This is a genomic window from Micromonospora sp. NPDC005257 (genome assembly GCF_042872445.1).
In the GTDB taxonomy this organism is placed as follows: domain Bacteria; phylum Actinomycetota; class Actinomycetes; order Mycobacteriales; family Micromonosporaceae; genus Micromonospora.
In genome coordinates, this window is sequence record NZ_JBIAKL010000014.1 from 104,964 (window position 1) to 126,354 (window position 21,391).

21 protein-coding genes and 1 riboswitch are annotated in these 21,391 nt (G+C 73.8%); of the genes, 14 read left to right on the forward strand and 7 right to left on the reverse strand.

The genetic code is table 11. The features are described from left to right. Window positions 1-24: 24 nt before the first annotated feature. Window positions 25-471, reverse strand: coding sequence for an SRPBCC domain-containing protein (locus ACFYO8_RS25950; protein ID WP_349880980.1), 447 nt, complete (start codon window positions 469-471; stop codon window positions 25-27). A gap of 200 nt (window positions 472-671) precedes the next feature. On the opposite strand from ACFYO8_RS25950, the gene ACFYO8_RS25955 reads away from it, so the two are divergent. From ACFYO8_RS25955 to gltX, 3 genes are read left to right on the forward strand one after another with little or no spacing between them, the layout of a single operon-like run. Then, the gene (locus tag ACFYO8_RS25955) at window positions 672-1,985 is read left to right on the forward strand and encodes a GH1 family beta-glucosidase (protein WP_387257687.1); all 1,314 of its coding nucleotides are present in this window, start codon (window positions 672-674) and stop codon (window positions 1,983-1,985) included. After that, window positions 1,982-3,259 (forward strand): MFS transporter, encoded by a 1,278-nt coding sequence (locus ACFYO8_RS25960; RefSeq protein WP_354872257.1) that lies wholly within the window; start codon window positions 1,982-1,984, stop codon window positions 3,257-3,259. The genes ACFYO8_RS25955 and ACFYO8_RS25960 overlap by 4 nt, the downstream gene beginning before the upstream one ends. Window positions 3,260-3,306: 47 nt before the next feature. Next, the gene (gene gltX, locus ACFYO8_RS25965) at window positions 3,307-4,716 is read left to right on the forward strand and encodes a glutamate--tRNA ligase (RefSeq protein WP_355095051.1); all 1,410 of its coding nucleotides are present in this window, start codon (window positions 3,307-3,309) and stop codon (window positions 4,714-4,716) included. A gap of 111 nt (window positions 4,717-4,827) precedes the next feature. Here the strand turns inward: gltX and ACFYO8_RS25970 are convergent, their stop codons facing one another. Continuing rightward, entirely contained in the window at window positions 4,828-5,427 is a 600-nt protein-coding gene (locus tag ACFYO8_RS25970; protein ID WP_355095049.1) for a copper resistance CopC family protein, read from the reverse strand. Between the two features lie 191 nt (window positions 5,428-5,618). On the opposite strand from ACFYO8_RS25970, the gene ACFYO8_RS25975 reads away from it, so the two are divergent. Beyond that, the gene (locus tag ACFYO8_RS25975; RefSeq protein WP_355095047.1) at window positions 5,619-6,284 is read left to right on the forward strand and encodes a hypothetical protein; all 666 of its coding nucleotides are present in this window, start codon (window positions 5,619-5,621) and stop codon (window positions 6,282-6,284) included. 32 nt (window positions 6,285-6,316) lie between these two features. On the opposite strand, the gene ACFYO8_RS25980 is transcribed toward ACFYO8_RS25975, so the two are convergent. After that, the gene (locus tag ACFYO8_RS25980) at window positions 6,317-6,634 is read right to left on the reverse strand and encodes a hypothetical protein (RefSeq protein ID WP_355095045.1); all 318 of its coding nucleotides are present in this window, start codon (window positions 6,632-6,634) and stop codon (window positions 6,317-6,319) included. Window positions 6,635-6,738: 104 nt separating this feature from the next. Between ACFYO8_RS25980 and ACFYO8_RS25985 the strand changes: the two genes are divergently transcribed. The 5 genes from ACFYO8_RS25985 (at window position 6,739) to fabF (ending at window position 11,777) form a co-directional block, all read left to right on the forward strand. Further along, window positions 6,739-8,013, forward strand: coding sequence for a helix-turn-helix domain-containing protein (locus ACFYO8_RS25985; RefSeq protein ID WP_354872270.1), 1,275 nt, complete (start codon window positions 6,739-6,741; stop codon window positions 8,011-8,013). Window positions 8,014-8,110: 97 nt separating this feature from the next. Then, window positions 8,111-9,280 (forward strand): acyltransferase domain-containing protein, encoded by a 1,170-nt coding sequence (locus ACFYO8_RS25990; protein ID WP_387257665.1) that lies wholly within the window; start codon window positions 8,111-8,113, stop codon window positions 9,278-9,280. Beyond that, window positions 9,281-10,225, forward strand: coding sequence for a beta-ketoacyl-ACP synthase III (locus ACFYO8_RS25995; RefSeq protein ID WP_355094922.1), 945 nt, complete (start codon window positions 9,281-9,283; stop codon window positions 10,223-10,225). 83 nt (window positions 10,226-10,308) lie between these two features. After that, a complete protein-coding gene (locus ACFYO8_RS26000) occupies window positions 10,309-10,548 on the forward strand; it encodes an acyl carrier protein (RefSeq protein WP_007072348.1) in 240 nt (79 codons plus the stop codon). Between the two features lie 2 nt (window positions 10,549-10,550). Then, window positions 10,551-11,777, forward strand: coding sequence for a beta-ketoacyl-ACP synthase II (gene fabF / locus ACFYO8_RS26005; RefSeq protein WP_355015170.1), 1,227 nt, complete (start codon window positions 10,551-10,553; stop codon window positions 11,775-11,777). A gap of 63 nt (window positions 11,778-11,840) precedes the next feature. Here fabF and ACFYO8_RS26010 read toward each other — a convergent pair whose 3' ends face one another. The 3 genes from ACFYO8_RS26010 to ACFYO8_RS26020 form a co-directional block, all read right to left on the reverse strand. Then, window positions 11,841-12,062, reverse strand: coding sequence for a hypothetical protein (locus tag ACFYO8_RS26010; RefSeq protein WP_354872286.1), 222 nt, complete (start codon window positions 12,060-12,062; stop codon window positions 11,841-11,843). Between the two features lie 69 nt (window positions 12,063-12,131). After that, the gene (locus tag ACFYO8_RS26015; protein ID WP_354872289.1) at window positions 12,132-13,856 is read right to left on the reverse strand and encodes a glycoside hydrolase family 3 protein; all 1,725 of its coding nucleotides are present in this window, start codon (window positions 13,854-13,856) and stop codon (window positions 12,132-12,134) included. A gap of 33 nt (window positions 13,857-13,889) precedes the next feature. Continuing rightward, window positions 13,890-14,381: a DUF3145 domain-containing protein gene (locus ACFYO8_RS26020; RefSeq protein WP_354872291.1), complete on the reverse strand. Its 492-nt coding sequence runs from the start codon at window positions 14,379-14,381 to the stop codon at window positions 13,890-13,892. Between the two features lie 330 nt (window positions 14,382-14,711). Between ACFYO8_RS26020 and ACFYO8_RS26025 the strand changes: the two genes are divergently transcribed. Further along, complete coding sequence (locus ACFYO8_RS26025; RefSeq protein ID WP_354872293.1) at window positions 14,712-15,041, forward strand: hypothetical protein; 330 nt, start codon at window positions 14,712-14,714, stop codon at window positions 15,039-15,041. 37 nt (window positions 15,042-15,078) lie between these two features. Here the strand turns inward: ACFYO8_RS26025 and ACFYO8_RS26030 are convergent, their stop codons facing one another. After that, on the reverse strand, window positions 15,079-15,708 hold the full coding sequence (locus tag ACFYO8_RS26030; protein ID WP_354872296.1) for a carbonic anhydrase: 630 nt from the start codon (window positions 15,706-15,708) through the stop codon (window positions 15,079-15,081). A 147-nt stretch (window positions 15,709-15,855) separates the two neighbouring features. Between ACFYO8_RS26030 and ACFYO8_RS26035 the strand changes: the two genes are divergently transcribed. The 4 genes from ACFYO8_RS26035 (at window position 15,856) to ACFYO8_RS26050 (ending at window position 21,382) form a co-directional block, all read left to right on the forward strand. Continuing rightward, the gene (locus tag ACFYO8_RS26035; protein WP_354872298.1) at window positions 15,856-16,770 is read left to right on the forward strand and encodes an alpha/beta hydrolase; all 915 of its coding nucleotides are present in this window, start codon (window positions 15,856-15,858) and stop codon (window positions 16,768-16,770) included. 124 nt (window positions 16,771-16,894) lie between these two features. Next, window positions 16,895-19,009, forward strand: coding sequence for an AAA family ATPase (locus ACFYO8_RS26040; protein ID WP_354872301.1), 2,115 nt, complete (start codon window positions 16,895-16,897; stop codon window positions 19,007-19,009). Between the two features lie 103 nt (window positions 19,010-19,112). Continuing rightward, window positions 19,113-20,027 (forward strand): cation diffusion facilitator family transporter, encoded by a 915-nt coding sequence (locus ACFYO8_RS26045; RefSeq protein WP_355015169.1) that lies wholly within the window; start codon window positions 19,113-19,115, stop codon window positions 20,025-20,027. 143 nt (window positions 20,028-20,170) lie between these two features. Continuing rightward, window positions 20,171-20,301, forward strand: a riboswitch (cyclic di-AMP (ydaO/yuaA leader). A 4-nt stretch (window positions 20,302-20,305) separates the two neighbouring features. Further along, a complete protein-coding gene (locus ACFYO8_RS26050; RefSeq protein ID WP_354872306.1) occupies window positions 20,306-21,382 on the forward strand; it encodes a hypothetical protein in 1,077 nt (358 codons plus the stop codon). Window positions 21,383-21,391 lie beyond the last annotated feature (9 nt).

Here is a 21,391-nt window from a genome sequence, read left to right on the forward strand (position 1 = left end):
CGGGCGACGCCGGGACGGGCTCGGTCAGCCGACGGCGGCCAGGTCGGTCAGCCGGGCCAGCGAGTCCTCCAGGTCGGCGCCGACCCGGCGCAGGCCGAGCCGGAGCAGGGCCGCCTTGACGGGTCCGGCCGGCCACCGCACGACGATCAGCCGTACGACGGTGCCGCCGTCCTCCTCGTCCGGGGTCAGTTGGACGTAGATCTCGGTGCGTGCCTCGGCCCGGGCGCCGGCGCCCTTCGCGCGTTCGCGCCAGCCGATCAGGGTCGGCTCCTGGAAGGCGATCACCTCGGCCTCGTGCGCGGCCCCGCGTCCAGCCTGGACCAACTGCCGCCGCCCGAATCCCTCCCCGGACAGGACCTCGGCCGCGCGGACCCCCGCCAGCCAGGCCGGCAACTGCTCGGCGCGCTGCACGACGTCCCAGACCACTTCCACCGGCGCCGCCACGTGTGCGCTGCGTTCCACGAGGATCATGAATATCTTTCCCCCACTTAAATCACATCCGCGATATTCGGCACTCTATGTGTAAATCGGACTTAAGCGGACGGGTTCGGAAAAGACACGCCGAACTCCCTTGCGCCACCCAGTCATCTCTGCCTATGGCGCGGCGACTCGCGGAGCCCTAGAGTCGCGAGCACGCCTCACGTGCTGGGAGGGTGATCTTGACGACCGCGATGCCCGAGTTCCCCGCCGGCTTCCGCTGGGGGGTCTCCACCTCCGCGTACCAGATCGAGGGCGCGACCACAGCCGACGGTCGCGGTCCGTCCATCTGGGACACCTTCGCCCGCGAGCCGGGCCGGGTCGCCGACGCCAGCACCGGCGACCCGGCGTGCGACCACTTCCACAGGTACGCCGAGGACACCACGCTGCTGGCCGGGCTGGGGGTGTCCGCGTACCGGTTCTCGCTCGCCTGGCCCCGGATCCAGCCGGCCGGCTCGGGCCCGGCCAACGCCGCCGGGCTGGACTTCTACGACCGGCTGGTCGACGGCCTGCTCGCCGCCGGGGTGGACCCGGTCGCCACGCTGTTCCACTGGGACCTGCCGCAGCCGCTCGAGGACGCCGGCGGCTGGCTGAACCGGGACACCTCGGCCCGCTTCGCCGAGTACGCCGACCTGGCCGCGGCCCGCCTCGGCGACCGGGTGAAGCTCTGGATCACGCTCAACGAGCCGTTCATCCACATGAGCATGGGCTACGGCATGGGTGTGCACGCCCCCGGCCGGATGCTGCTGTTCGACGCCTTCCCGGTGGCCCACCACCAACTCCTCGGGCACGGTCTCGCGGTCTCCGCGCTGCGCGCCCGCACCACGTCACCGGTGGCGATCGCCAACAACTACTCCCCGGTGCGGCTCGCCGGCGACACCGACGCGGACCGGGCCGCCGCGGCGGCGTACGACGCGCTGCACAACCTCCTGTTCACCGATCCGCTGCTCGGACGCGGCTACCCGGACGCGCCGGGTGTGGACCCGGCGCTGATCCGCGACGGGGACCTGGACGTGCTGGCCGCCCCGATCGACGTGCTCGGCGTCAACTACTACAACCCGACCGGCATCCGGGCGCCCGAGGCGGACTCGCCGCTGCCGTTCGACATCGTGCCGCTGGACGGCTACCCGCGCACCGCGTTCGACTGGCCGGTCGCCCCGGACGGGCTGCGGGAACTGCTGCTCCAGCTGCACGAGCGGTACGGCGACGCGCTGCCGCCGATCCAGATCACCGAGAGCGGCTGCGCGTACGACGACGCGCCGGACGCCGACGGCCGGGTGCACGACCCGGAGCGGATCGCGTACCTGGACGGGCACATCCGCGCGGTGCGCGACGCGATGGCCGAGGGCGTGCCGGTGACCGGGTACTTCGTCTGGTCGCTGCTGGACAACTGGGAGTGGGCCGAGGGCTTCACCAAGCGGTTCGGCCTGGTGCACGTCGACTTCGACACGCAGCGGCGGACGCCGAAGTCGTCGTACACCTGGTTGCGGGACCTGGTCCGGCGATGACCACGGTGAACCCGACGCCGGCCTCGCTGCCGGCGGCGCTCGCCGAGCCCACAGTGCCGGTGCGGCGGAGCTGGATCGCGCTGATCTTCGCGGCCAACCTGGGCGTCTGGATGGCGTTCTTCACCCCGATCCAGGTGCTGCTGCCGCAGCAGGTGGAACGGATCGCCCCGGCCGACAAGGAGGCCATGCTGGCGGTGGTCACCGGCATCGGCGCGCTCGCCGCGGTGCTGGCGAACCCGCTCGCCGGGGCGCTGTCGGACCGCACCTCGCTGCGGCTGGCCAACCGGCACTTCGGCCGCCGGCACGTCTGGACCGCGGTCGGCGCGGTGATCGGCGCGCTCGCCCTGGTGTTGCTGGCCCGGCAGAACACCATCGCCGGGGTGGCGGTGGCCTGGGTCGCCGCGCAGGTCTGCTTCAACGCGATGCTGGCCAGCCTCACCGCCGCGATCCCCGACCGGGTCCCGGTCGCCCAGCGTGGCGGCGTGTCCGGTTGGGTGGGCATCCCGCAGGCGCTGGGCCTGGTGCTGGGCGCGGTGCTGGTGACCGCCGTGGTCACCGGCAACGCGGCCGGGTACGCGGCGATGGCGGTCGCCGTGCTGCTGCTGTCGCTGCCGTTCGCGCTGCTGACCCAGGACGACCACCTGCCCCGGGAGCACCGCTCGCCGCTGCGCCTGCGGTCCCTGTTCGCCTCGATGTGGATCAGCCCGCGTCGCCACCCCGACTTCGCCTGGGCCTGGTTCACCCGGTTCCTGGTGCAGACCGGCAACGCGCTGGGCACGCTCTACCTGCTCTACTTCCTCACCGACGGGGTACGGGTGGCCGACCCCGAGGGCTCGCTGCTGATCCTGATCCTGCTCTACACGGTCGGCATGATGCTGACCGCGGTGGTCGCCGGACGCCTGTCCGACCGCTCCGGCCGGCGCAAGGTCTTCGTGATCGCCTCTGGGCTGATCATGGCGGTGGCGGCGCTGCTGCTCGCGGTGGCGCCGGTCTGGCCGATGGCGATGGTGGCGGCGCTGCTGCTCGGCGCGGGCTACGGCGTCTACCTGGCGGTGGACGCCGCGCTGATCACGCAGGTGCTGCCCGCCGCCACCGACCGGGCCAAGGACCTGGGCGTGATCAACATCGCCAACTCGGCGCCGCAGGTGCTCGGGCCGGCACTGTCCGCGCCGATCGTGGTGCACCTCGGCGGCTATCCGACGCTGTACGCGGTCACCGCGGCCGTCACTGTGCTCGGCAGCGCCCTGGTGGTGAAGATCAAGTCGGTGCCCTGACCGGCCCCCTGCCGGAAACCCGTGGCGGTCCGCCGTAGGCTGGGGGCGTGACGGTACGTGTACGCTTCGCCCCTTCCCCGACCGGTATGTTCCACGTCGGCGGCGCCCGGTCGGCGCTGCAGAACTGGATCTTCGCCAAGCAGCAGGGCGGGGTGTTCGTGCTGCGCATCGAGGACACCGACGCGGCACGCAACCGGCCCGAGTGGACCGAGGGCATCCTGTCCGCGCTCGACTGGATCGGCATCGCCCGGGACAGCTACGAGGGCCCCTACTTCCAGTCCTCGTACGCGGGCGAGCACCGGGCCGCCGCGCAGCGGCTGTACGAGGGCGGCCGGGCCTACTACTGCGACTGCACCCGCGAGGCCGTGCAGGCCCGTACCGGACCGCAGCAGCGCGGCTACGACGGCTTCTGCCGCGACCGCGGCCTGGGGCCGGGCGAGGGCCGAGCCCTGCGCTTCCGTACGCCGGACGAGGGCGAGACGGTGGTGGTCGACCTGGTCCGCGGCGAGCCGACGTTCGAGAACAAGCTGATCGAGGACTTCGTCATCGCCCGCGGCGACGGATCCCCGGTGTTCCTGCTGGCGAACGTGGTCGACGACATGTCGATGGGGATCACCCACGTGATCCGGGCCGAGGAGCACCTGCCGAACACCCCGAAGCAGCAACTGCTGTGGAACGCGCTCGGCGTGAAGCCGCCGGTCTGGGCCCACGTGCCGGTGGTCGTCAACGAGAAGCGGCAGAAGCTGTCCAAGCGGCGGGACAAGGTCGCGCTGGAGGCGTACCGGGACGAGGGCTACCTCGCCGACGCGATGCGCAACTACCTGATGCTGCTGGGCTGGGCGCCCTCGGGCGACCGGGAGATCGTGCCCTGGTCGGTCATCGAGGAGGAGTTCCGGCTGGACGAGGTCAACCCGTCCCCGGCGTTCTTCGACGAGAAGAAGCTGCGCGCGTTCAACGGCGACTACATCAGGGCGCTGCCGGTGGCGGACTTCGTCGAGGCGTGCCGGCCGTGGCTCACCGGCACCGACACGATCGCCCCGCCGCCGTGGCAGCCGGACGAGTTCGACCCGGCCGCGTTCGCGGCGGTGGCCCCGCTGGCCCAGACCCGGATCGCGGTGCTCAGCGAGATCGTGCCGAACGTCGACTTCCTGTTCCTGGCCGACCCGCTGATCGACGAGGCGGCCTGGGCCAAGGCGATGAAGGAGGGCGCCGCCGAACTGCTGGACGCGGCGATCGTCGCGTTCGAGGCGCTGGAGTCCTGGGACGCCGAGTCGCTGAAGGCCACGCTGGAGGTGGTCGGCACCGCGCGCGGGCTGAAGCTCGGCAAGGCGCAGGCGCCGGTACGCGTCGCGGTCACCGGGCGCACCGTCGGCCTGCCGCTGTTCGAGTCGCTGGAGGTGCTCGGCCGCGACCGTACGCTGACCCGGCTGCGCGCCGCCCGCGTACGCCTGGTCTGAGCCACCGGCCCGCGTGAGCGACATGCCTCTGAGTCATCTTCATGACTCAGAGGCATATCCGTGCTCAGCGGTCATCACTCCGCGCAGGTAACCGAGAGTGTTCGCAGCCGTTCAGCTGCGGGTCGCGCGGCGGCGCAACAGCAACCCGCCCCCGAGCGCGACGAGCACCACCACGGCCCCGGCCGCCCAGAGCCAGCCCGTACCCCCGCCGTCGTCCGCCCCGGCGGCGGCCGGGGTCGGGCTCGCCGGGGACGGCGCGGCGCTGGTCGGGACCGCACTGGCGGTCGGGGCGGCGCTGGTGGATGGCGCGCTCGCCGAGGGCGGGGCGCCGGTGGTCAGGGTGAAGCGGACCTCCCCCTTGATCGGATGCCCGTCGTCCGAGGCGAGCCGGTAGGTCACGACGTAGAGCCCGGCCGGGCCCGGCCGGAACGGCACGCTCACCCGCTTGCCGGAGAAGGTCGGCGCCCCGCCGGTCGCCGCCGCGTCGTCCGGGCCGGTGACGGTGACCTCGGTGGTGGCCTCCTTCGGCGTGGCGAGGAACCGCAGCTCGATCCGCTCGGGTGCGGCGGCCAGCCGGGCCCCGTCGCGCGGGTCACTACCGGTCAATGAATTGTGCGCCGCGGCCGGCGCGGCCGGCAGCAGCGCCGACGCCGCCACCACCCCGATCACCACCGCCCAGGTACGCGTCGCACGGGCGACCCTGCCCCCCATGGTTCCCTCCGTCCGGGTAGGATCCGGCCGATGATCATCGACCCTGTGTTGGTCGGTCTCAGCTCGCAGATAGTTCCAAATACTCTTCCACCTGCTGCGACCGAGCGCCGTTATGCGGAGTCTTGTGGTGGACACCGGTCCAGTGTGACCTGCAGCGGAAGCCAGCCATCGAACGGGGCGAGGAGGCGGCGATGATCCGGAGGGTGAGACGGCTGCTGGTCGCCGTAACCGGGAGCGTAGCGGCCCTGGCGTGCTCGCTGGCCCTGGCCGGCACGGCCGCGGCACAGGCCGCGCCCAAACCCAAGCCCGCCGCCCCGACCGGCGTGGACATCACCGGCGAACGGCTCGACGCGCCGCTGAAACTGCGTACCGACGTCAGCCCCACCGAGGTCAACCTGGTGATCGACCAGGTCAAGTGGCTGGGTACGACCGGCCAGCTGCGCGGCCCGGCCGCGAAGGATCTCGGTCCGAAGTACACGGTGCTGGTGCTCGCCGCCGCCGGCCCGCAGCGCACCTACGACCTGTTCCCGCTGGCCAAGGGCGGTCCGCGGATCTACCGGCCGGGCAAGCAGCCGGATGCGAGCAGCACCCGGGCCGGCTGGTTCTTCGGGCGGCTCAACATGCCCGAGACGCTGCGCTCGGTCGGCGTGCCGATGCCGGCGCAGTTCGACACGCTCACCGGCGGCATCGGCGGCGGGGAGCGTGTTCTGCCGGAGGAGGCGCTCGACCCGGTGCGGGATCTCGACACCGCGCTCGGCGAACTCCAGCGGCTGCTGCTGCTCAACGTGGGCGTCGTGCTGGTGATCACCGCCGGGCTGGCCGGCATCGCGCTGCTGGTCCGCCGCCGCACCCGCTGAGCGGCCCAGGGTTCCGTCCGGCGAGGGCCGGATCAGCACCAGCGGCGCGGCGGACGTTCGCGGCGGATCGTGCGGTTACGCGGGCGTACCGGGCCGTGCCGGTGGGCGCCCGCCCAGCCCGCCAACTCGCTGCGGCAACTCGGGTCGGCAGGTTCCTCGTCGGCCAGGTGCACCGGCTCCGCCGACCGCTGCCGGGGCACGCCCGGCTCGTCCTCGGGGCGCTCCGGCGACCGGCCGGCCGGCTGCTCCCCCTGGTGTTGCAGGCACGGCCGGCGCGGGTGCATCTGGTCGTGGCCCCGCCGGCAGGCATCCCCCTGGGCGCAACCGTGCTCGGCCTCCCCCTGCGGCATCCCGGCCCCCCTCACGCGTCGCCCTCGCCCGCCCGGCCGGAGTCTGGCCCGGCGTGCCCTGACACCGTACTGGCCCGGTCGAACAAGATCGTCAGCGCGTACCGGTGGAGATCGTCACGCGGCGGCGGGCACCTCACCTCGGAGTGGATCCGCTGGTCACGCCGTGTCAGGCTGGTGCGGTGAGCGAACCGGGCGGAACGGAGACGTCGGCGACGCTGCGTCGCATCGAACGGGCAGCGGGCGGGCTGGCCACCGCCAGCGTGGCCCGGATGGACGAGACGCTGCCGTGGTTCCGTGAGCTGCCGGCCGACCAGCGCTCGTGGGTCATGCTCGTCGCCCAGGCCGGTGTGCGCTCCCTGGTGCAGTGGCTGCGCCAGGGCGGCGGCGCGACCGACCGCACCCAGGAGGTGTCGGACGAGGTCTTCGCCGCCGCGCCGCAGGCGCTGGCCCGCACGATCAGCCTCCAGCAGACCGTGGCACTGATCAAGGTGACCATCGACGTGGTCGAGGAGCAGGTGTCGGACCTGGCCGTGCCGGGCGAGGAGCAGTCACTGCGGGAGGCGGTGCTGCGCTTCTCCCGGGAGATCGCGTTCGCCGCCGCGCGGGTGTACGCCCGGGCCGCGGAGAGCCGCGGCTCCTGGGACGCCCGGCTGCAGGCGCTGCTGGTCGACGCACTGCTGCGCGGCGACTCCCCGGACGTGCTGGCCAGCCGGGCCGCCGCGCTGGGCTGGACGGACGCGCCACCGGTGGCGGTGGCGGTGGGCCGCTCCCCCGGCGGCGAGGTGGCCGCCGTGCTGCACACCGTCTACCGGCAGGCCCGGCGGATCGGCGTCGAGGTGATCGGCGGCGTGCACGGCGACCGCCTGGTGATCGTGCTGGGCGGGGCGGCCGATCCGGTGGCGGCCACGGAGAAGCTGCGTACCGCCTTCGGGGACGGGCCGGTGGTGGTCGGCCCGGCGGTGCCCAGCCTGGACGAGGCCACCGAGTCGGCGCGGGCGGCGCTGGCCGGGTTCCGGGCCGCGCCGGCCTGGCCGACCGCGCCCTGCCCGGTCGCCGCCGACGAGCTGCTCCCGGAGCGGGCGCTGGCCGGGGACACCGAGGCGCGCCGCCGGTTGCGCCACGACGTGTACACGGCACTGGCCCGCTCCGGCGGTGAGCTGCTGGAGACGCTCGACGCGTTCTTCGCCGCCGGCGGCACGCTGGAGAGCGCGGCGCGGGCGCTGTTCGTGCACCCGAACACCGTGCGCTACCGGCTGAAGCGGATCGCCGAGGTGACCGGCTTCTCGCCGCTGGCCCCGCGTGACGCGTTCGCGTTGCAGGTCGCCCTGACGGTGGGGCGGCTCGACCCGGCGGTGCCGACGGCCTCCGACCGGCGATGATCTCCGACGACCTTTGTAGGTTTCCTCCAAAGGTTCTAGTGCGGTTTCGTGCCGTACGTTACAGCGCGGCACGCCGCGATCCGTCAGAGTCGTACACGTGCTCGCCGTACTCTCCCCTGGACAGGGTTCGCAGAAGCCCGGTTTCCTCGCGCCGTGGCTCGACCTTCCCGGCGCCGAGGCGCGTCTGCGCTGGTGGTCGGCGCTGGCCGGGGTGGATCTGATCCACCTGGGCACCCAGGCGGACGCGGACGAGATCAAGGACACCGCCCGCACGCAGCCGCTGCTGGTCGCCGCCGCGCTGCTCGCCGCCGAGCACCTGCCGATGCACGAAGCCGGGCTGGTCGCCGGGCACAGCGTCGGTGAGCTGGGCGCCGCCGCGCTGGCCGGGGTGCTGCCGGCCGAGGCCGCCGTGACGCTCGCCGGCATACGCGGACGGGAGATGGCCGCCGCCTGCGCGCTGGAGCCGACCGGGATGGCCGCCGTGCTCGGCGGCGACCCGGAGGAGGTGCTCGCCGCGCTGACCGCGCACGGGCTGCACCCGGCCAACCGCAACAGCGCCGGTCAGATCGTGGCCGCCGGCGCGCTCGACGGCCTGGACAAGCTGGCCGCCGAGCCGCCGGCCCGGGCCCGCATCATCCGGCTTCAGGTGGCGGGCGCGTTCCACACGCCGTACATGGCCCCGGCCGAGACCGCCCTCGCCGCGGTGGCCGCCGGTGTCCCGGCCACCGCCCCGACCCGGATCCTGCTGTCCAACCTCGACGGCGCAGCGGTCGGGCACGGCCCGGAGACGATGCGGCGGCTGGTCCGGCAGGTCACCGCCCCGGTCCGGTGGGACCTGTGCATGCGTACGCTTGCCGGCCTCGGCGTCACCGGCGTGATCGAGCTGCCGCCGGCCGGCACGCTGGCCGGGCTGGTCAAGCGGGAACTCAAGGGCGAGGGCGCACCGGAGATCGTCACCCTCAACACCCCGGCCGACCTGCCCGCCGCACGGCGGCTGATCGCCCGGCACGCCGGCCCCGCCGCCCGCCCGCCCGCGCCGTGGTTCCGGGTGGTGGTCTCCCCCGCCGCCGGCCGCCTCGACCGGTCGGCCGGGCCCGCCGAGGGCGCCGAGGTGCGCGCCGGTCAGCTCCTCGGCCACGTCGTCGGACCGCACGGGCCGGCCGAGGTGACCGCGCACGACAACGGGCTGCTCACCGAGTGGCTCGCGCACCACGAGGACCCGGTCGCCCCGGGCCAGCCCCTCGTCCGCATCGGAGGAACGCACTAAATGGCCGGCAGCCGGATCGTCGCGATGGGGCACTACCAGCCCTCCCGCGTCGTCACGAACGACGAGATCGCGCAGATGGTCGACACCAGCGACGAGTGGATCCGGGACCGGGTCGGCATCGCCACCCGGCGGGTCGCGGGCGACGAGACGGTGGCCGACATGGCTGCCGCCGCCGCCGGCAAGGCGCTCGCCAACGCCGGCCTGACCGCCGCCGACATCGACCTGGTCGTGGTGGCCACCTGCTCGTCCGCGGACCGCAGCCCCAACGTGGCCTGCCGGGTCGCGGTCAAGCTGGGCATCACCGCGCCCGCGGCGTACGACCTCAACACCGCCTGCTCCGGCTTCGCGTACGCGCTGGGCACGGTGGACCACGCGATCCGGGCCGGCGCGGCGCGCAACGCGATCGTGGTCGGCGCGGAGAAGCTCTCCGACATCACCGACTGGACCGACCGCTCGACCTGCATCATCTTCGCTGACGGCGCCGGGGCCGCGGTGGTCACCGCGACCGCCGACGACGAGCCGGCCGGTATCGGGCCGGTGGTCTGGGGTTCCGCGCCGGAGAAGAGCGACGCGGTACGGATCGAGGGCTGGCAGCCGTACATCGCCCAGGAGGGGCAGTCGGTGTTCCGCTGGGCCACCACCGCGCTGGCCCCGCTCGCGCTGCAGGCGTGCGAGCGCGCCGGGGTGGACCCGTCGGAGCTGGCCGCGTTCGTACCGCACCAGGCCAATGCCCGGATCATCGACGGCATCACCAAGCGGCTGAACATCCCGAACGCGATCGTCGCCAAGGACATCGTCGAGTCCGGCAACACGTCGGCGGCGAGCATCCCGCTCGCCCTGTCGAAGCTGGTCGAGCGGCGCGAGGTGCCCTCGGGCGCTCCGGTGCTGCTGTTCGGCTTCGGCGGCGGTCTGACCTACGCCGGTCAGGTCGTGCGCTGCCCCTGAGACCCCCTCGGGCGCGAACGCGCCGAGGCGTGTGGCCGGCGACGCCGGCCACCGGTAACCCCCGATGAGAGGAACCAACCGTAATGACCCGTGACGAGATCACCGCCGGCCTCGCCGAGATTCTCGAAGAGGTTGCCGGGGTGAACCCGGACGACGTGGCCGAGGGGAAGTCCTTCACCGACGACCTCGACGTCGACTCGCTCTCCATGGTCGAGGTCGTGGTGGCGGCCGAGGAGAAGTTCGGCGTCAAGATCCCGGACAACGAGGTGCAGAACCTCAAGACCGTCGGGGACGCGGTCAGCTACATCGAGGCGCAGTCCTGACCATGAGTCGCCCCGACGTCGTCGTCACCGGGCTCGGCGCGACGACCCCGCTCGGCGGGGACGTCGCGTCGACCTGGGACGCCATGCTCGCCGGCCGCTCCGGGGTGAGTGCGCTCACCCAGGAGTGGGCGGCGCAACTGCCCGTCCGGATCGCCGCCGAGCTGGCGGTCGACCCGTCCGAGGTGCTCGACCGGGTGAAGCTGCGCCGGCTGGACCGCTCGGAGGCGATCGCCATCATCGCCGCCAGGCAGGCGTGGGCCGACGCCGGCCTGACCGACGCCGCGCCGGACCCGGAGCGGCTGGCGGTCAGCGTGGGCTCCGGCATCGGCGGCGCCACCACCCTGCTCGCCCAGGACGACATCCTGGAGGCGTCCGGGCCGCGGCGGGTCTCCCCGCACACCATCCCGATGCTGATGCCCAACGGCCCGGCCGCCTGGGTCGGTCTGGAGCTGGGTGCCAAGGCCGGCGTGCACACGGTGGCCAGCGCCTGCGCCACCGGCGCGGAGGCGATCGCGCTGGGGCTGGACATCATCCGCGCCGGCCGGGCCGACGTGGTGGTGGCCGGCGGCACCGAGGCGGTCATCCACCCGCTGCCGATCGCCGGCTTCAGCTCGATGCGGGCCATGTCGACCCGCAACGACGACCCGGAGCGGGCCTCCCGGCCGTGGGACTCGGGCCGCGACGGCTTCGTGCTCGGCGAGGGCGCGGGCGTGGTGATCCTGGAACGGGCCGAGCACGCCGCCGCCCGGGGCGCCCGGGTGTACGCGCGCCTGGCCGGCGCGGGGATCACCTCGGACGCGTACGACATCGTGCAGCCGCACGCCGAGGGCGAGGGCGCCATCCGGGCCATCGCCCGGGCGGTCGCCGACGCGGATGTGGCCCGCACCGACATCGTGCACGTCAACGCGCACGCCACCTCCACCCCGGTCGGCGACATGCTGGAGATCGGCGCGCTGCGCCAGGCGATCGGTGACCACCCGGTGCTCACCGCAACCAAGTCGATGACCGGGCATCTGCTCGGCGCGGCCGGCGCGCTGGAGTCGATCGCCACCATCCTGGCCATCCGGGACGGCGTCATCCCGCCGACGATCAATCTGGACGACCCGGACGAGGGCCTGACGCTGGACGTGGCCGCGCACAAGCCGCGTCACATGGAGATCCCGGCGGCGCTGAACAACGCGTTCGGCTTCGGCGGGCACAACGTGGCGCTGGTCTTCACCCAACCCTGAGCGGATGCGAGGAAGGGCCCCTTGTCGACAGTCGGCTGTTGACAAGGGGCCCTTCCGCGCACCTCAGCCGCGGTTGCGGGGGTGCTGCTTGGCGGTCCGCTCGTTGCCGTGCCGGTAGTTGCCGGTCCACCGGGCCATGGTCAACTGCGGGTCGTCGTCGACCTCGGCCAGGAACTGCGCCGCCCGGCCGCCGCGCAACGTGCCGGCGACCCGGCCGTGATGCGTGATGACCACCGTGCCGTCGGCGCGCTCGACGTACCGGAATCCCTGTGCTGCCTCGCCCATGGCCGCCACCCTGTCATCCCGGCCGCCCGGTCGCATCCGCGTTTCGGCGCGACCGGGCGGGCGGTTGCGTCAGGTGCGGCAGGTGGTGGCCGGCAGGCCGGAGACCGGCACCGGGGAGCGGCCTGCCGGGCGGGCCTTGCCGGCGAGCACCGCGGCGAGCCCGTTCATCGAGGCCCGGGTGGACGAGTAGGTCGCCATCAGCGTCGGCGACTTCGCCCCGGACAGCACGTACGGCGTGTCCATCGCCACCGTCACGGCGGCGTCCCCGCGCAGGTCCTTCGCGCCGTCGCCGTACCCGACCAGGTGCACCACGGTGCCGCCGGAGGGCACCACCTTGACCCCGGCCGCGGTGAGCGCCTCGGTCAGCAGCTTGCGGGTGCGTTCCCGGCCCCCGGAGGAGGTCACGCTCACCGGTCCGTTCACCGCGCCGCCGCACTTTCCGCGCAGCACCGTCACCGCGGCGGTGGCCAGGGCGTCGGCGGCCTTGCGGTGGGCGGCGCCGTTGAGCGTGGACAGCGGGGGCGTATCGCGCCCGGCCAGCCGGAACTTCATGGTCAGCACCCGGGTGACCGCCTCGATCAGGCGGGCCCGGGGCAGCGAGCCGTCCTTGAGCGCGGCGCGCAGGCCGTCGTACGCCTTCGTGACGTTCGGGGTCATCAGGATGAGGTCGTTGCCGGCGTTGAGCGCGCGTACGGCGGCCTCGCCCGGGGACCACTTCTTCGCCGGTTCCATGTTCATCCCGTCGGTGATCACCACCCCCTGGAAGCCGAGCCGGCCGCGCAGCACGTCGGTGAGCAGCTTGTGGGAGAACGTGGCAGCGGTGCCCGGGTCGACGGCCCTGACATCCAGGTGGGCCGACATCACCGCCATGGCGCCGGCGCCGATCCCGGCCCGGAACGGCGGGAACGCGAGGCGGTCCAGCTCGGCGCGGGACTGCTTGATCACGGGCAGTTCGGTGTGCGAGTCCTCGGCGCTCAGGCCGTGCCCGGGGAAGTGCTTGACGACCGCGCCGACGCCCTCGGCCTGCAGGCCGCGTACCGCGCCCGCCACCTGAGGGGAGGCGGTCGCCGGGTCGGCGCCGAAGGAGCGGGAGCCGATCACCGTGCTGCGGGTCGCCAGCACGTCGGCGACCGGGGCGAAGTCGAGGTTGACGCCCATCGCGGCCAGCTCGGCCCCGGCGGCTCGCCAGGCGGCCTCGGTCAGGGCCGGGTTACCGGCGGCGCCGGCGGCGAGCGGGCTGGGCAGCAGCGTCACCCCGTCGGTGATCCGGGTGACCACGCCGTACTCCTGGTCGGTGCCGATCAGGAAGGGCGCGGCGCCGGCGGGCAGCTTGCCGGCGGCGGCGCGCAGCCCGTCGGTGAGCGCCCGGACCTGCCTGGGGTTGTCGACGTTCGTGGTGGCCTGGTTGCCCGAGGTCGGGTCGTCGGCGCTGAAGCCGACCAGGATCACCCCGCCGAGCCGGTACCTGGCCACCATCTCGGCGGGGGTGTCGACCCCGGCGAGCGCCCGGTTCCCGGCCGCCGAGGCGGGCGAGACCCGGGTGGCGGAGCTGCCGTACGCGTACGGCATCAGCACCTGCCCGACCAGGTCCTCGTCGCTCAGCGTGCGGACGAGCGCGGCGGCCCGGGCGGCCGGATCGGCGGCCGGCGGCTCACTCGGCGCCGGCGCGGCCGACGACGGCGCCGGGCTCGACGGGGCGGGCCGGGGCCGGTCCGGCCCGTCCGAGCACCCGGAGACGAGCAGCGCGGTCAGTGCGGCGAGCGCGACGGCAGAGCGCCGCGGGGAAATCGACACGCGGCCCACCGTATCGGGGCAACTCGACCTTCGTCACCCGACCCGGGTGAGCAGCGTCACCGGCGCCCCGTCCCCGGCGTACCGGTAGGGCTCCAGCTCGGCGTCCCAGGTGGTGCCGAGCGCCTTGTCCAGGGCGTGGGCCAGCGCCTCCGGTCCACGCGCGGCGGCCATCAGGCTGCGCAGCCGGTCCTCGCCGAGCTGGATGTCGCCGGCCGCGCCGACAGTGGCCCGGAACAGGCCACGGCCCGGTACGTACATGAAGCGCTCGCCGTCGACGCCGGGACCGGGTTCCTCGGTGACCTCGAAACGGATCATGGGCCACTGCCGGAGGGCAGCGGCCAGCTCCGCGCCGGTTCCCGGACTGCCGGTCCAGCCGCACTCGGCGCGGCGGGCGGCCGGATCGACGGGCTGCGCCGTCCAGTGCAGGTTGACCGGCGCGTCGAGGACGCGCGCGATCGCCCACTCGACGTGCGAGCACACGGCGAGCGGGGTCGAGTGGACGTATACGACGCCACGCGTTGGCACGGTGACCTCCCGGTGAGCCGAGGTGCGTCTTCCCCTACGACCTCGTCCTGCCGAGTGGTCCCTGGCACACATGATGACTCTTGTGACTGGTGGTGCGCCAGCGAATCGGAAAATTCGCCGGACCCCGGGGGCGGGAAATACCCGGGCGGCGGACCTGGTTGTGCCCTCTGACGCCGCGATGACCAGCCAGGTGTCGTGGTCGTGTACAGTTCTCTGGGCGGTTCTCTGTGCCGCCGTACATCTTCGCGGGCCGGCGCTCACCCCGGGCGTCACTCGCACAGCCCCCGGACGGCCTTCCGTCCCCACCGTACGTCTGCAAGGAGTACCTCCGTGGCGAGCAACACCTCTAAGACCGCGCGCGCGTCCGTCCGGGCCGGCCAGGCTGGCCAGGGTGGCGCCCTCAGCGTGCTGGGCGAGTTCAAGTACCTGATCCCGCTCAACGGCGGCAAGCACGCCTACGTGCGCAACCTGACCAACGGCAAGACCGTGCACCTGCGCACCGACTCCGACGCCTTCGTCGAGGAGATCCGCGTGCTGGCCGCCGCCGGCCACGCCGCCAAGATCCGCACCGAGATCAACGGCTTGGCCGCCTCCTACCCGGGCCACGGCTGGGAGGCCACCGAGAAGCGCCTGGTCGAGGCCGGCGTCTTCGAGGGCTGAGCGCCCTCACCCGCACCACCGAGACCGCCCGCCGGGATCATCCCGGCGGGCGGTCTCGCGTCTGCTCCTGCGGCAGCAGCGTCACCTCGCCCGTGGCCAGGTCGTAGAGCGCGCCCTCCACTGCCAGCTCACCGGCGTCCACCGGACCGGCCAGCCGGTCGTCGCAGCGCAACGCGGCCACCGTGCGCCGGACGTGGCGGCGGATTGCCAGCGGGTGCGCCTGCGGGTCGTCCACCCCGACGTCGGTCACCGCCGGGGCGATCCGGTCGACCACGTACGCCAGGTCGCCGCCGGGTCGCCGCCCGGTGCGCAGCACCTCGACCGTCGAGCCGACCGCGCCGCAGCGCTCGTGGCCCAGCACCATCACCAGGCGTACGCCGAGCTGCTCCACCACGTACTCGATCGAGCCGCGTACGGCCCGGTCCAGCACGTGCCCGCCGGTACGGATCACGCAGATCGAACCGAACGTCTGGTCGAAGATCGCCTCCAACGGGACCCGGGAGTCGATACAGCCCAGCACCACCGCGTACGGCTGCTGGTCACCGGAGGCCACCGCCGCCGCGGCGGTGACGTCGTGCCCGTGCACCGGCTGCCCGCTGACGAAGCGGCGGTTTCCGGCGAGCAGCTCGGCCAGCGCGGCCCGAGGACCGCGGACAGTGGATGGCATGCCTCCAGCCTGGTCACCGATCCGACGCCGTGGGGCCGGACGGGAATCTTCTCTTCGGGCCGGTTGCCGTGGTCTCATGGCGGGTAACGCCGGTGTCACCGCCGGGTCGTCCGGTGGACACATATCGGCGGGCCCGGGAGGTGGACGATGCCGGACCTGGAACTGCGGCTCCCCGACGACGTGCGGCTGCACGTGTCCGTCACCGGGCCGGTGGACGCCGAGGTCACCGCCGTCCTGCTGCACGGCTGGACGCTGGACGGGCGCAGCTGGCACCGCCAGGTCGCCGAGCTGCGGGAACGCTACGCGGGCCGGGTCCGCGTGGTCACCTACGACGCGCGCGGCCACGGCCGGTCGAGCTGCCGGGCGCTGCGCGACGCCACCCTCGCCCAGCTCGGCGACGACCTCGCCGCGGTGGTCGACGAGATCGTCCCGTCCGGGCCGATCGTCCTGGTCGGGCACTCGATGGGCGGGATGACGGTGATGGAGTACGCCCACCGCCACCCCGACCGGTTCGCCGCGCGTACCGCCGGGCTGGTCTTCGTCTCGACCACCGCCGAGGGGCACACGCACACCGCGTACGGCCTCTCCCCCCGGATCACCCGGCTGATCCGCCTGGCCGAGACCACCGGCGCCGGGGTGCTGGCCCGTTGCGGCGGCTGGCGACCCCCGCACGCGCTGCTGCGCGCGCTGCGCCCGAGCATCCGCTGGATGCTGTTCGGCGACCGCTGCGACCCGGCGGACATCCGGCTGGTCACCTCGGCGGTGGCCCGGGCCACGCTGCGCTCGATCGGCGGTTTCCGCGCCTCGATCGGGGCCCAGCACCGGCTGGAGACGCTCGCCGCGCTCGGCGGGCTGCCGGCCGCCGCGCTGGTCGGGGACCGGGACCGGCTCACCCCGCCGCCCTGCGCCGAGTCCATCGCGGCGACGCTGCCCAGCACCGAGCTGACCGTCTGCCCGGGTGCCGGGCACATGCTGATGATGGAGCGCCCCGACGAGGTCAACGCCGCCCTGGCCGGCGTGCTGGACCGGGTACTGGCCGGCCGCCCCGCGGCCCGCCGCTGAGCGTCCCCGCCCGCGGGCGGCACCTGACGTACGCCACGTGCGCGGCATGCCCCGGTGTGCCGGTTGCCGACGGCCCGTACCCTCATTCAGCCCGTCGTGCCCTCCGAACACAGGAGCATCCGCGTTGACCGACCAGACCACGCTGGACCGGGAGATCGCCGCCGAGCAGCGTCACCTCGACCGGGTGTACGCCCGGCTGGCCGAACTGCGCCGGTCGGCGGCCGACGCCGAGCGGGAGGGCTACCAGCTGGCCCGGGTCGGCAACTTCGGCGCGCTGGTCGAGCGGGACGCGATGGTCTTCCACGCCGCCCAGCGCCGGCACGTGCTGGACGCCGAGCACGAGGGTCTGGTGTTCGGCCGGCTGGACCTGCGGACCGGGCAGGTGCTGCACGTCGGCCGCCTGGGCGTGCGGGGCGTGGACGCGGAGACGCTTGTGGTGGACTGGCGGGCGCCCGCCGCGGCCGCGTTCTACCAGGCCACCCCCGCCGAGCCGCGCGGCGTGGTGCGCCGGCGCACGATCCAGTCGGCGGCGGAGAAGGTCACCCGGATCGAGGACGACCTACTGGACCCGGAGGCCGCGCCGCCGGACATGGCGGTGGTCGGTGACGGGGCGCTGCTGGCCACGCTGTCCCGGGCCACCGGCCGGGGCATGCGGGACATCGTGGCCACCATCCAGCGCGAGCAGGACGAGGCGATCCGCTCCCCCGGCAACGGCGTCACGATCGTCTCCGGCGGTCCGGGCACCGGCAAGACGGCGGTGGCGCTGCACCGGGCCGCGTACCTGCTCTACTCCGAGCGGGCCCGGTACGCGGGCGGCGGGATCCTGGTGGTCGGCCCGTCCGGCGTGTTCGTCGAGTACATCGCCTCCGTGCTGCCCTCGCTGGGCGAGGAGACGGCCACGCTGCACTCGCTCGGCTCGCTTTTCCCCGGCCTGTCCGCGTCCCGTACCGACCCGCCGGACGTGGCGGCGGTGAAGGGGTCGCTGCGGATGCGCCGGGTGCTGGAACGCGCGGTACGCGACGCGGTGCCGGACTCCCCGGGCGAGTTGCGCCTGCTCTACCGGGGCGAGCTGCTGCGCCTGGAACGCGCCGCACTGGACGCGATCCGGGACCGGACGCTGGCCCGGGGCGCGCGCCGCAACGAGGTGCGCCGGGCGGCGTTCGACGCGGTGCTCGCCGCGCTCTACGCGCAGGCGCGCACGCTGCGGGTGGGCCGGCTGCCGGAGCAGCCGGCGTTCGAGGACGAGATCATCGAACGGCCGGAGTTCCGCGAGTTCCTCAAGGCGTGGTGGCCCCGGCTGCACCCGCGGCACGTGCTGGACTGGCTGGCCCGCCCGGACCGGCTGCGCCGCTACGCCGGGGGGATCCTCTCCTCGGCCGAGATCCGGCTGCTCGGCGACGCGTACCGGTCGCTCGCGACCGAGGGGCTGACGGTGGCCGACATCGCGCTGCTCGACGAGCTGGACGCGCTGCTCGGCAAGCCGGTGCGGCGGGCCCGGCCCAAGCGGGACCCGTACCAGCTCGCCGGTGGCGTGCGCGAGCTGAGCACGTACGCCGACCGGCAGCGCGCCGCCCGCGCGGCGGCGCGGGAGCGTCCGGACGACTACCGCGACTACGCGCACGTGGTGGTGGACGAGGCGCAGGACGTCTCGCCGATGCAGTGGCGGATGGTCGGCCGGCGCGGACGGCTGGCCTCCTGGACCGTGGTCGGCGACCCGGCGCAGACGGCCTGGACCGGCGACCCGCAGGAGCTGGACCGGGCCCGGGACCAGGCGCTGGGCCGGCGCGAGCGGCACCGCTACGAGCTGACCACCAACTACCGCAACTCGGCGGAGATCTTCGCGGTGGCGGCGGCGGAGATCCGCCGGCTCTACCCGGACCTGCCGCTGCCCGACGCGGTCCGGTCCACCGGCGTGCCGCCGGTCGAGCGCACGGTGCCCGCCGCCGACCTGCCGGCGGCCACCGTCGAGGCGGCCGAGGCGCTCCTCGCGCAGGTGGAGGGCACTGTCGGTGTGATCACTCCGGTGCCGCGCCGCGAGGAGGTGGCCGGCTGGCTGGGCGCGCTCGGCGCGGGCCGGCTCCAGGTGGTCACCAGCCTGCAGGCGAAGGGCATGGAGTACGACGGCGTGGTGCTGGTGGCGCCGAGTGAGATCCGGGCCGACCCCGGTTCGGGCGTACGCACGCTCTACGTGGCCTTGTCCCGGGCGACCCAGCGCCTCACCACGCTCGACCCGCTCTGAGGACACCCGTCCGTGGCCCCGCCGCCACCCATTGTTTAGTTGCATACATAGCGATGTGAACATACATTGAGCCTGGCCGGTACGGGGCAGGGAGGGTGTTGGCGTGGGCGCAGGTCATGACCACAGCGGCGCGGTGGCCAACGCGGCACACCGCCACCGGGGCCGCCTCTGGGCCGCCTTCGCGCTGCTCGCCGTCCTGATGGTGGTCGAGACGGTGGCCGCCTTCACCACCGGCTCGCTCGCCCTGCTCTCCGACGCCGGACACATGTTCACCGACGTCCTCGGCATCGGCATGGCCCTGGCCGCGATCACCGCTGCCCGCCGCGCCGGCACCGACCCGCAGCGCACGTTCGGGCTCTACCGGCTGGAGGTGCTCGCCGCCCTGGCCAACGCCGTGCTGCTCGGCGCCGTCGCGCTCTACGTCCTGGTCGAGGCGGTACGCCGGTTCGACGAGCCGCCCGAGGTGCTGGCCGGTCCGATGCTCGTGGTGGCGGTGCTCGGCCTGCTCGCCAACATCGTCGCGTTCGCGCTGCTGCGCGCCGGGGCGAAGGAGAGCATCAACCTGCGCGGGGCCTACCTGGAGGTGCTCGGCGATCTACTCGGCTCGCTCGGCGTGATCGCCGCCGCGCTGGTCATCGCCGTGACCGACTGGTGGTGGGCCGACCCGCTGGTCGCCGTCGGGATCGGCCTGTTCATCCTGCCGCGCACCTGGCGGCTCGGCCGCGCCGCGCTGCGCATCCTGGTGCAGGCCGCGCCGGAGCACCTCCAGGTGACCGCCGTGCACGACCGGCTGGCCGCGGTGCCCGGCGTGGCCGAGGTGCACGACCTGCACGTCTGGACGCTCACCTCGGGCATGGAGGTGGCCTCGGCGCACCTGACCACCGACCCGGGCGTGGACCCGGGCGCAGTGCTGGCCGCCGCGCGGGCCGCCCTGCACGAGGACTTCTCCATCGATCACGCCACGTTGCAGGTCGAACCCGGAGCGTCGGCCGGAGTGTGCGGCAAGACCGAGTGGTGATTAGGGCAGACTTAAATCACTGTGGCTGTTGTAGTCTTATGCCGGTTTTGCCCCGCCTAGTGGTATTGCTCCACGGAGCCGTACCCGGGCAGCGCCGGTAGTCTCGGTCGCGGCCGCACCCGCGGGCGCCACCGGCCCCGGTGGGGCGGCCGTCGCCTAATCGTCCGCAGGGACGAGCCGGGGAACCACGTACGTGGGGTGCATCCGCGTCAGCGGTAGGGATCTTCCGTCCCGAACCCGTCAGCTAACCCGGTCGGCGTTGACGGAAGGACGTGTGAATGCCCGACGTGGCACCTGTACGACGGACGGCCGCCCGGTTGGCGGCCCTGCTCGTCGCGACGCTGACCCTCGGCGTCGCGACCGTTCCGGTCTCCCCCGCCTCGGCGGCGCCGGCGACCGGCCTGCTCGCCGCCGCGCCCGGCGACGACGAGGGCGGCACGCCCGAACTGCGTGCCCAGCTCGACGCCGCCAGCAAGGGCTGGCTGGAGGCGAAAGCCGCGCTGAACCGGTCGGAGAAGCGCCAGAAGCAACTGAACGAACAGCTCAAGACGGTCGGCGCCGAGCTGGCCGTACGCGACGCGAAGGTCGGCGAGATCGCCGTGGTGGCGTACCGCAACGGCCGCCTGGGCACCGCCGGGGCGCTGCTCGGCAGCAGCAGCCCGGAGGGCCTCATGGACCGGGCCGCCGCGCTGGAGCAGGTCGCCGCGCACGAGGACCGTACGCTGCGCGACCTGATCACCACCCGGGACGAGGCCACCCGCACCCGCGCCCAGCTCGACGGCGAGATCCGCGAGCAGCGCAAGCAGGTGACGGTGATGGCCAAGCGCAAGGAGCAGGCCGAGCGCGCCCTGGAGGTGGCCAACGACCGCGCCTCGCGCAGCAGCAGCAGCGGCGGTGGCAGCGTCCAGGGCACCTCCAACAAGAACGCGAAGCCGGCGCCGCGCAACTCGGACGGCTCCTGGCCGTCGGAGTCGTGCAGCGTCAACGACCCCACCCCGGCCGACGGCTGCATCACCCCGCGCACGCTGCACGCGCTGCAACAGGCGAAGGCGGCCGGGTTCACCAGGTACGTCTCGTGCCACCGGCCCAGCGGCTCGGGCGAGCACCCGAAGGGGCGGGCCTGCGACTTCGCCGCGCAGAAGAACGGCTTCGGCGGCGTGGCCTCCGGCGGCGACCGGACGTACGGCAACAACCTGGCCGCGTACTTCGTGCGCAACGCCGACCCGCTCGCCGTGCTCTACGTGATCTGGTTCAAGCAGATCTGGCTGCCCAGCAGCGGGTGGAAGTCGTACAGCGGCGGCAACGGCGACCCGTCCAGCGACCACACCAACCACGTGCACCTGTCGGTGTACTGAGCGCCCGCA

What these genes read in the sequence shown, in the direction of transcription:
- ACFYO8_RS25970 (WP_355095049.1), bottom strand. Translation starts at nt 5,427, where the DNA reads ATGGGGGGCAGGGTCGCCCGTGCGACGCGTACCTGGGCGGTGGTGATC.
- ACFYO8_RS25975 (WP_355095047.1), top strand. Translation starts at nt 5,619, where the DNA reads ATGATCCGGAGGGTGAGACGGCTGCTGGTCGCCGTAACCGGGAGCGTA.
- ACFYO8_RS26010 (WP_354872286.1), bottom strand. Translation starts at nt 12,062, where the DNA reads ATGGGCGAGGCAGCACAGGGATTCCGGTACGTCGAGCGCGCCGACGGC.
- ACFYO8_RS25960 (WP_354872257.1), top strand. Translation starts at nt 1,982, where the DNA reads ATGACCACGGTGAACCCGACGCCGGCCTCGCTGCCGGCGGCGCTCGCC.
- ACFYO8_RS26050 (WP_354872306.1), top strand. Translation starts at nt 20,306, where the DNA reads ATGCCCGACGTGGCACCTGTACGACGGACGGCCGCCCGGTTGGCGGCC.
- ACFYO8_RS26000 (WP_007072348.1), top strand. Translation starts at nt 10,309, where the DNA reads ATGACCCGTGACGAGATCACCGCCGGCCTCGCCGAGATTCTCGAAGAG.
- ACFYO8_RS26035 (WP_354872298.1), top strand. Translation starts at nt 15,856, where the DNA reads ATGCCGGACCTGGAACTGCGGCTCCCCGACGACGTGCGGCTGCACGTG.
- ACFYO8_RS25980 (WP_355095045.1), bottom strand. Translation starts at nt 6,634, where the DNA reads ATGCCGCAGGGGGAGGCCGAGCACGGTTGCGCCCAGGGGGATGCCTGC.
- ACFYO8_RS26030 (WP_354872296.1), bottom strand. Translation starts at nt 15,708, where the DNA reads ATGCCATCCACTGTCCGCGGTCCTCGGGCCGCGCTGGCCGAGCTGCTC.
- fabF (WP_355015170.1), top strand. Translation starts at nt 10,551, where the DNA reads ATGAGTCGCCCCGACGTCGTCGTCACCGGGCTCGGCGCGACGACCCCG.
- ACFYO8_RS25955 (WP_387257687.1), top strand. Translation starts at nt 672, where the DNA reads ATGCCCGAGTTCCCCGCCGGCTTCCGCTGGGGGGTCTCCACCTCCGCG.
- ACFYO8_RS25950 (WP_349880980.1), bottom strand. Translation starts at nt 471, where the DNA reads ATGATCCTCGTGGAACGCAGCGCACACGTGGCGGCGCCGGTGGAAGTG.
- ACFYO8_RS25995 (WP_355094922.1), top strand. Translation starts at nt 9,281, where the DNA reads ATGGCCGGCAGCCGGATCGTCGCGATGGGGCACTACCAGCCCTCCCGC.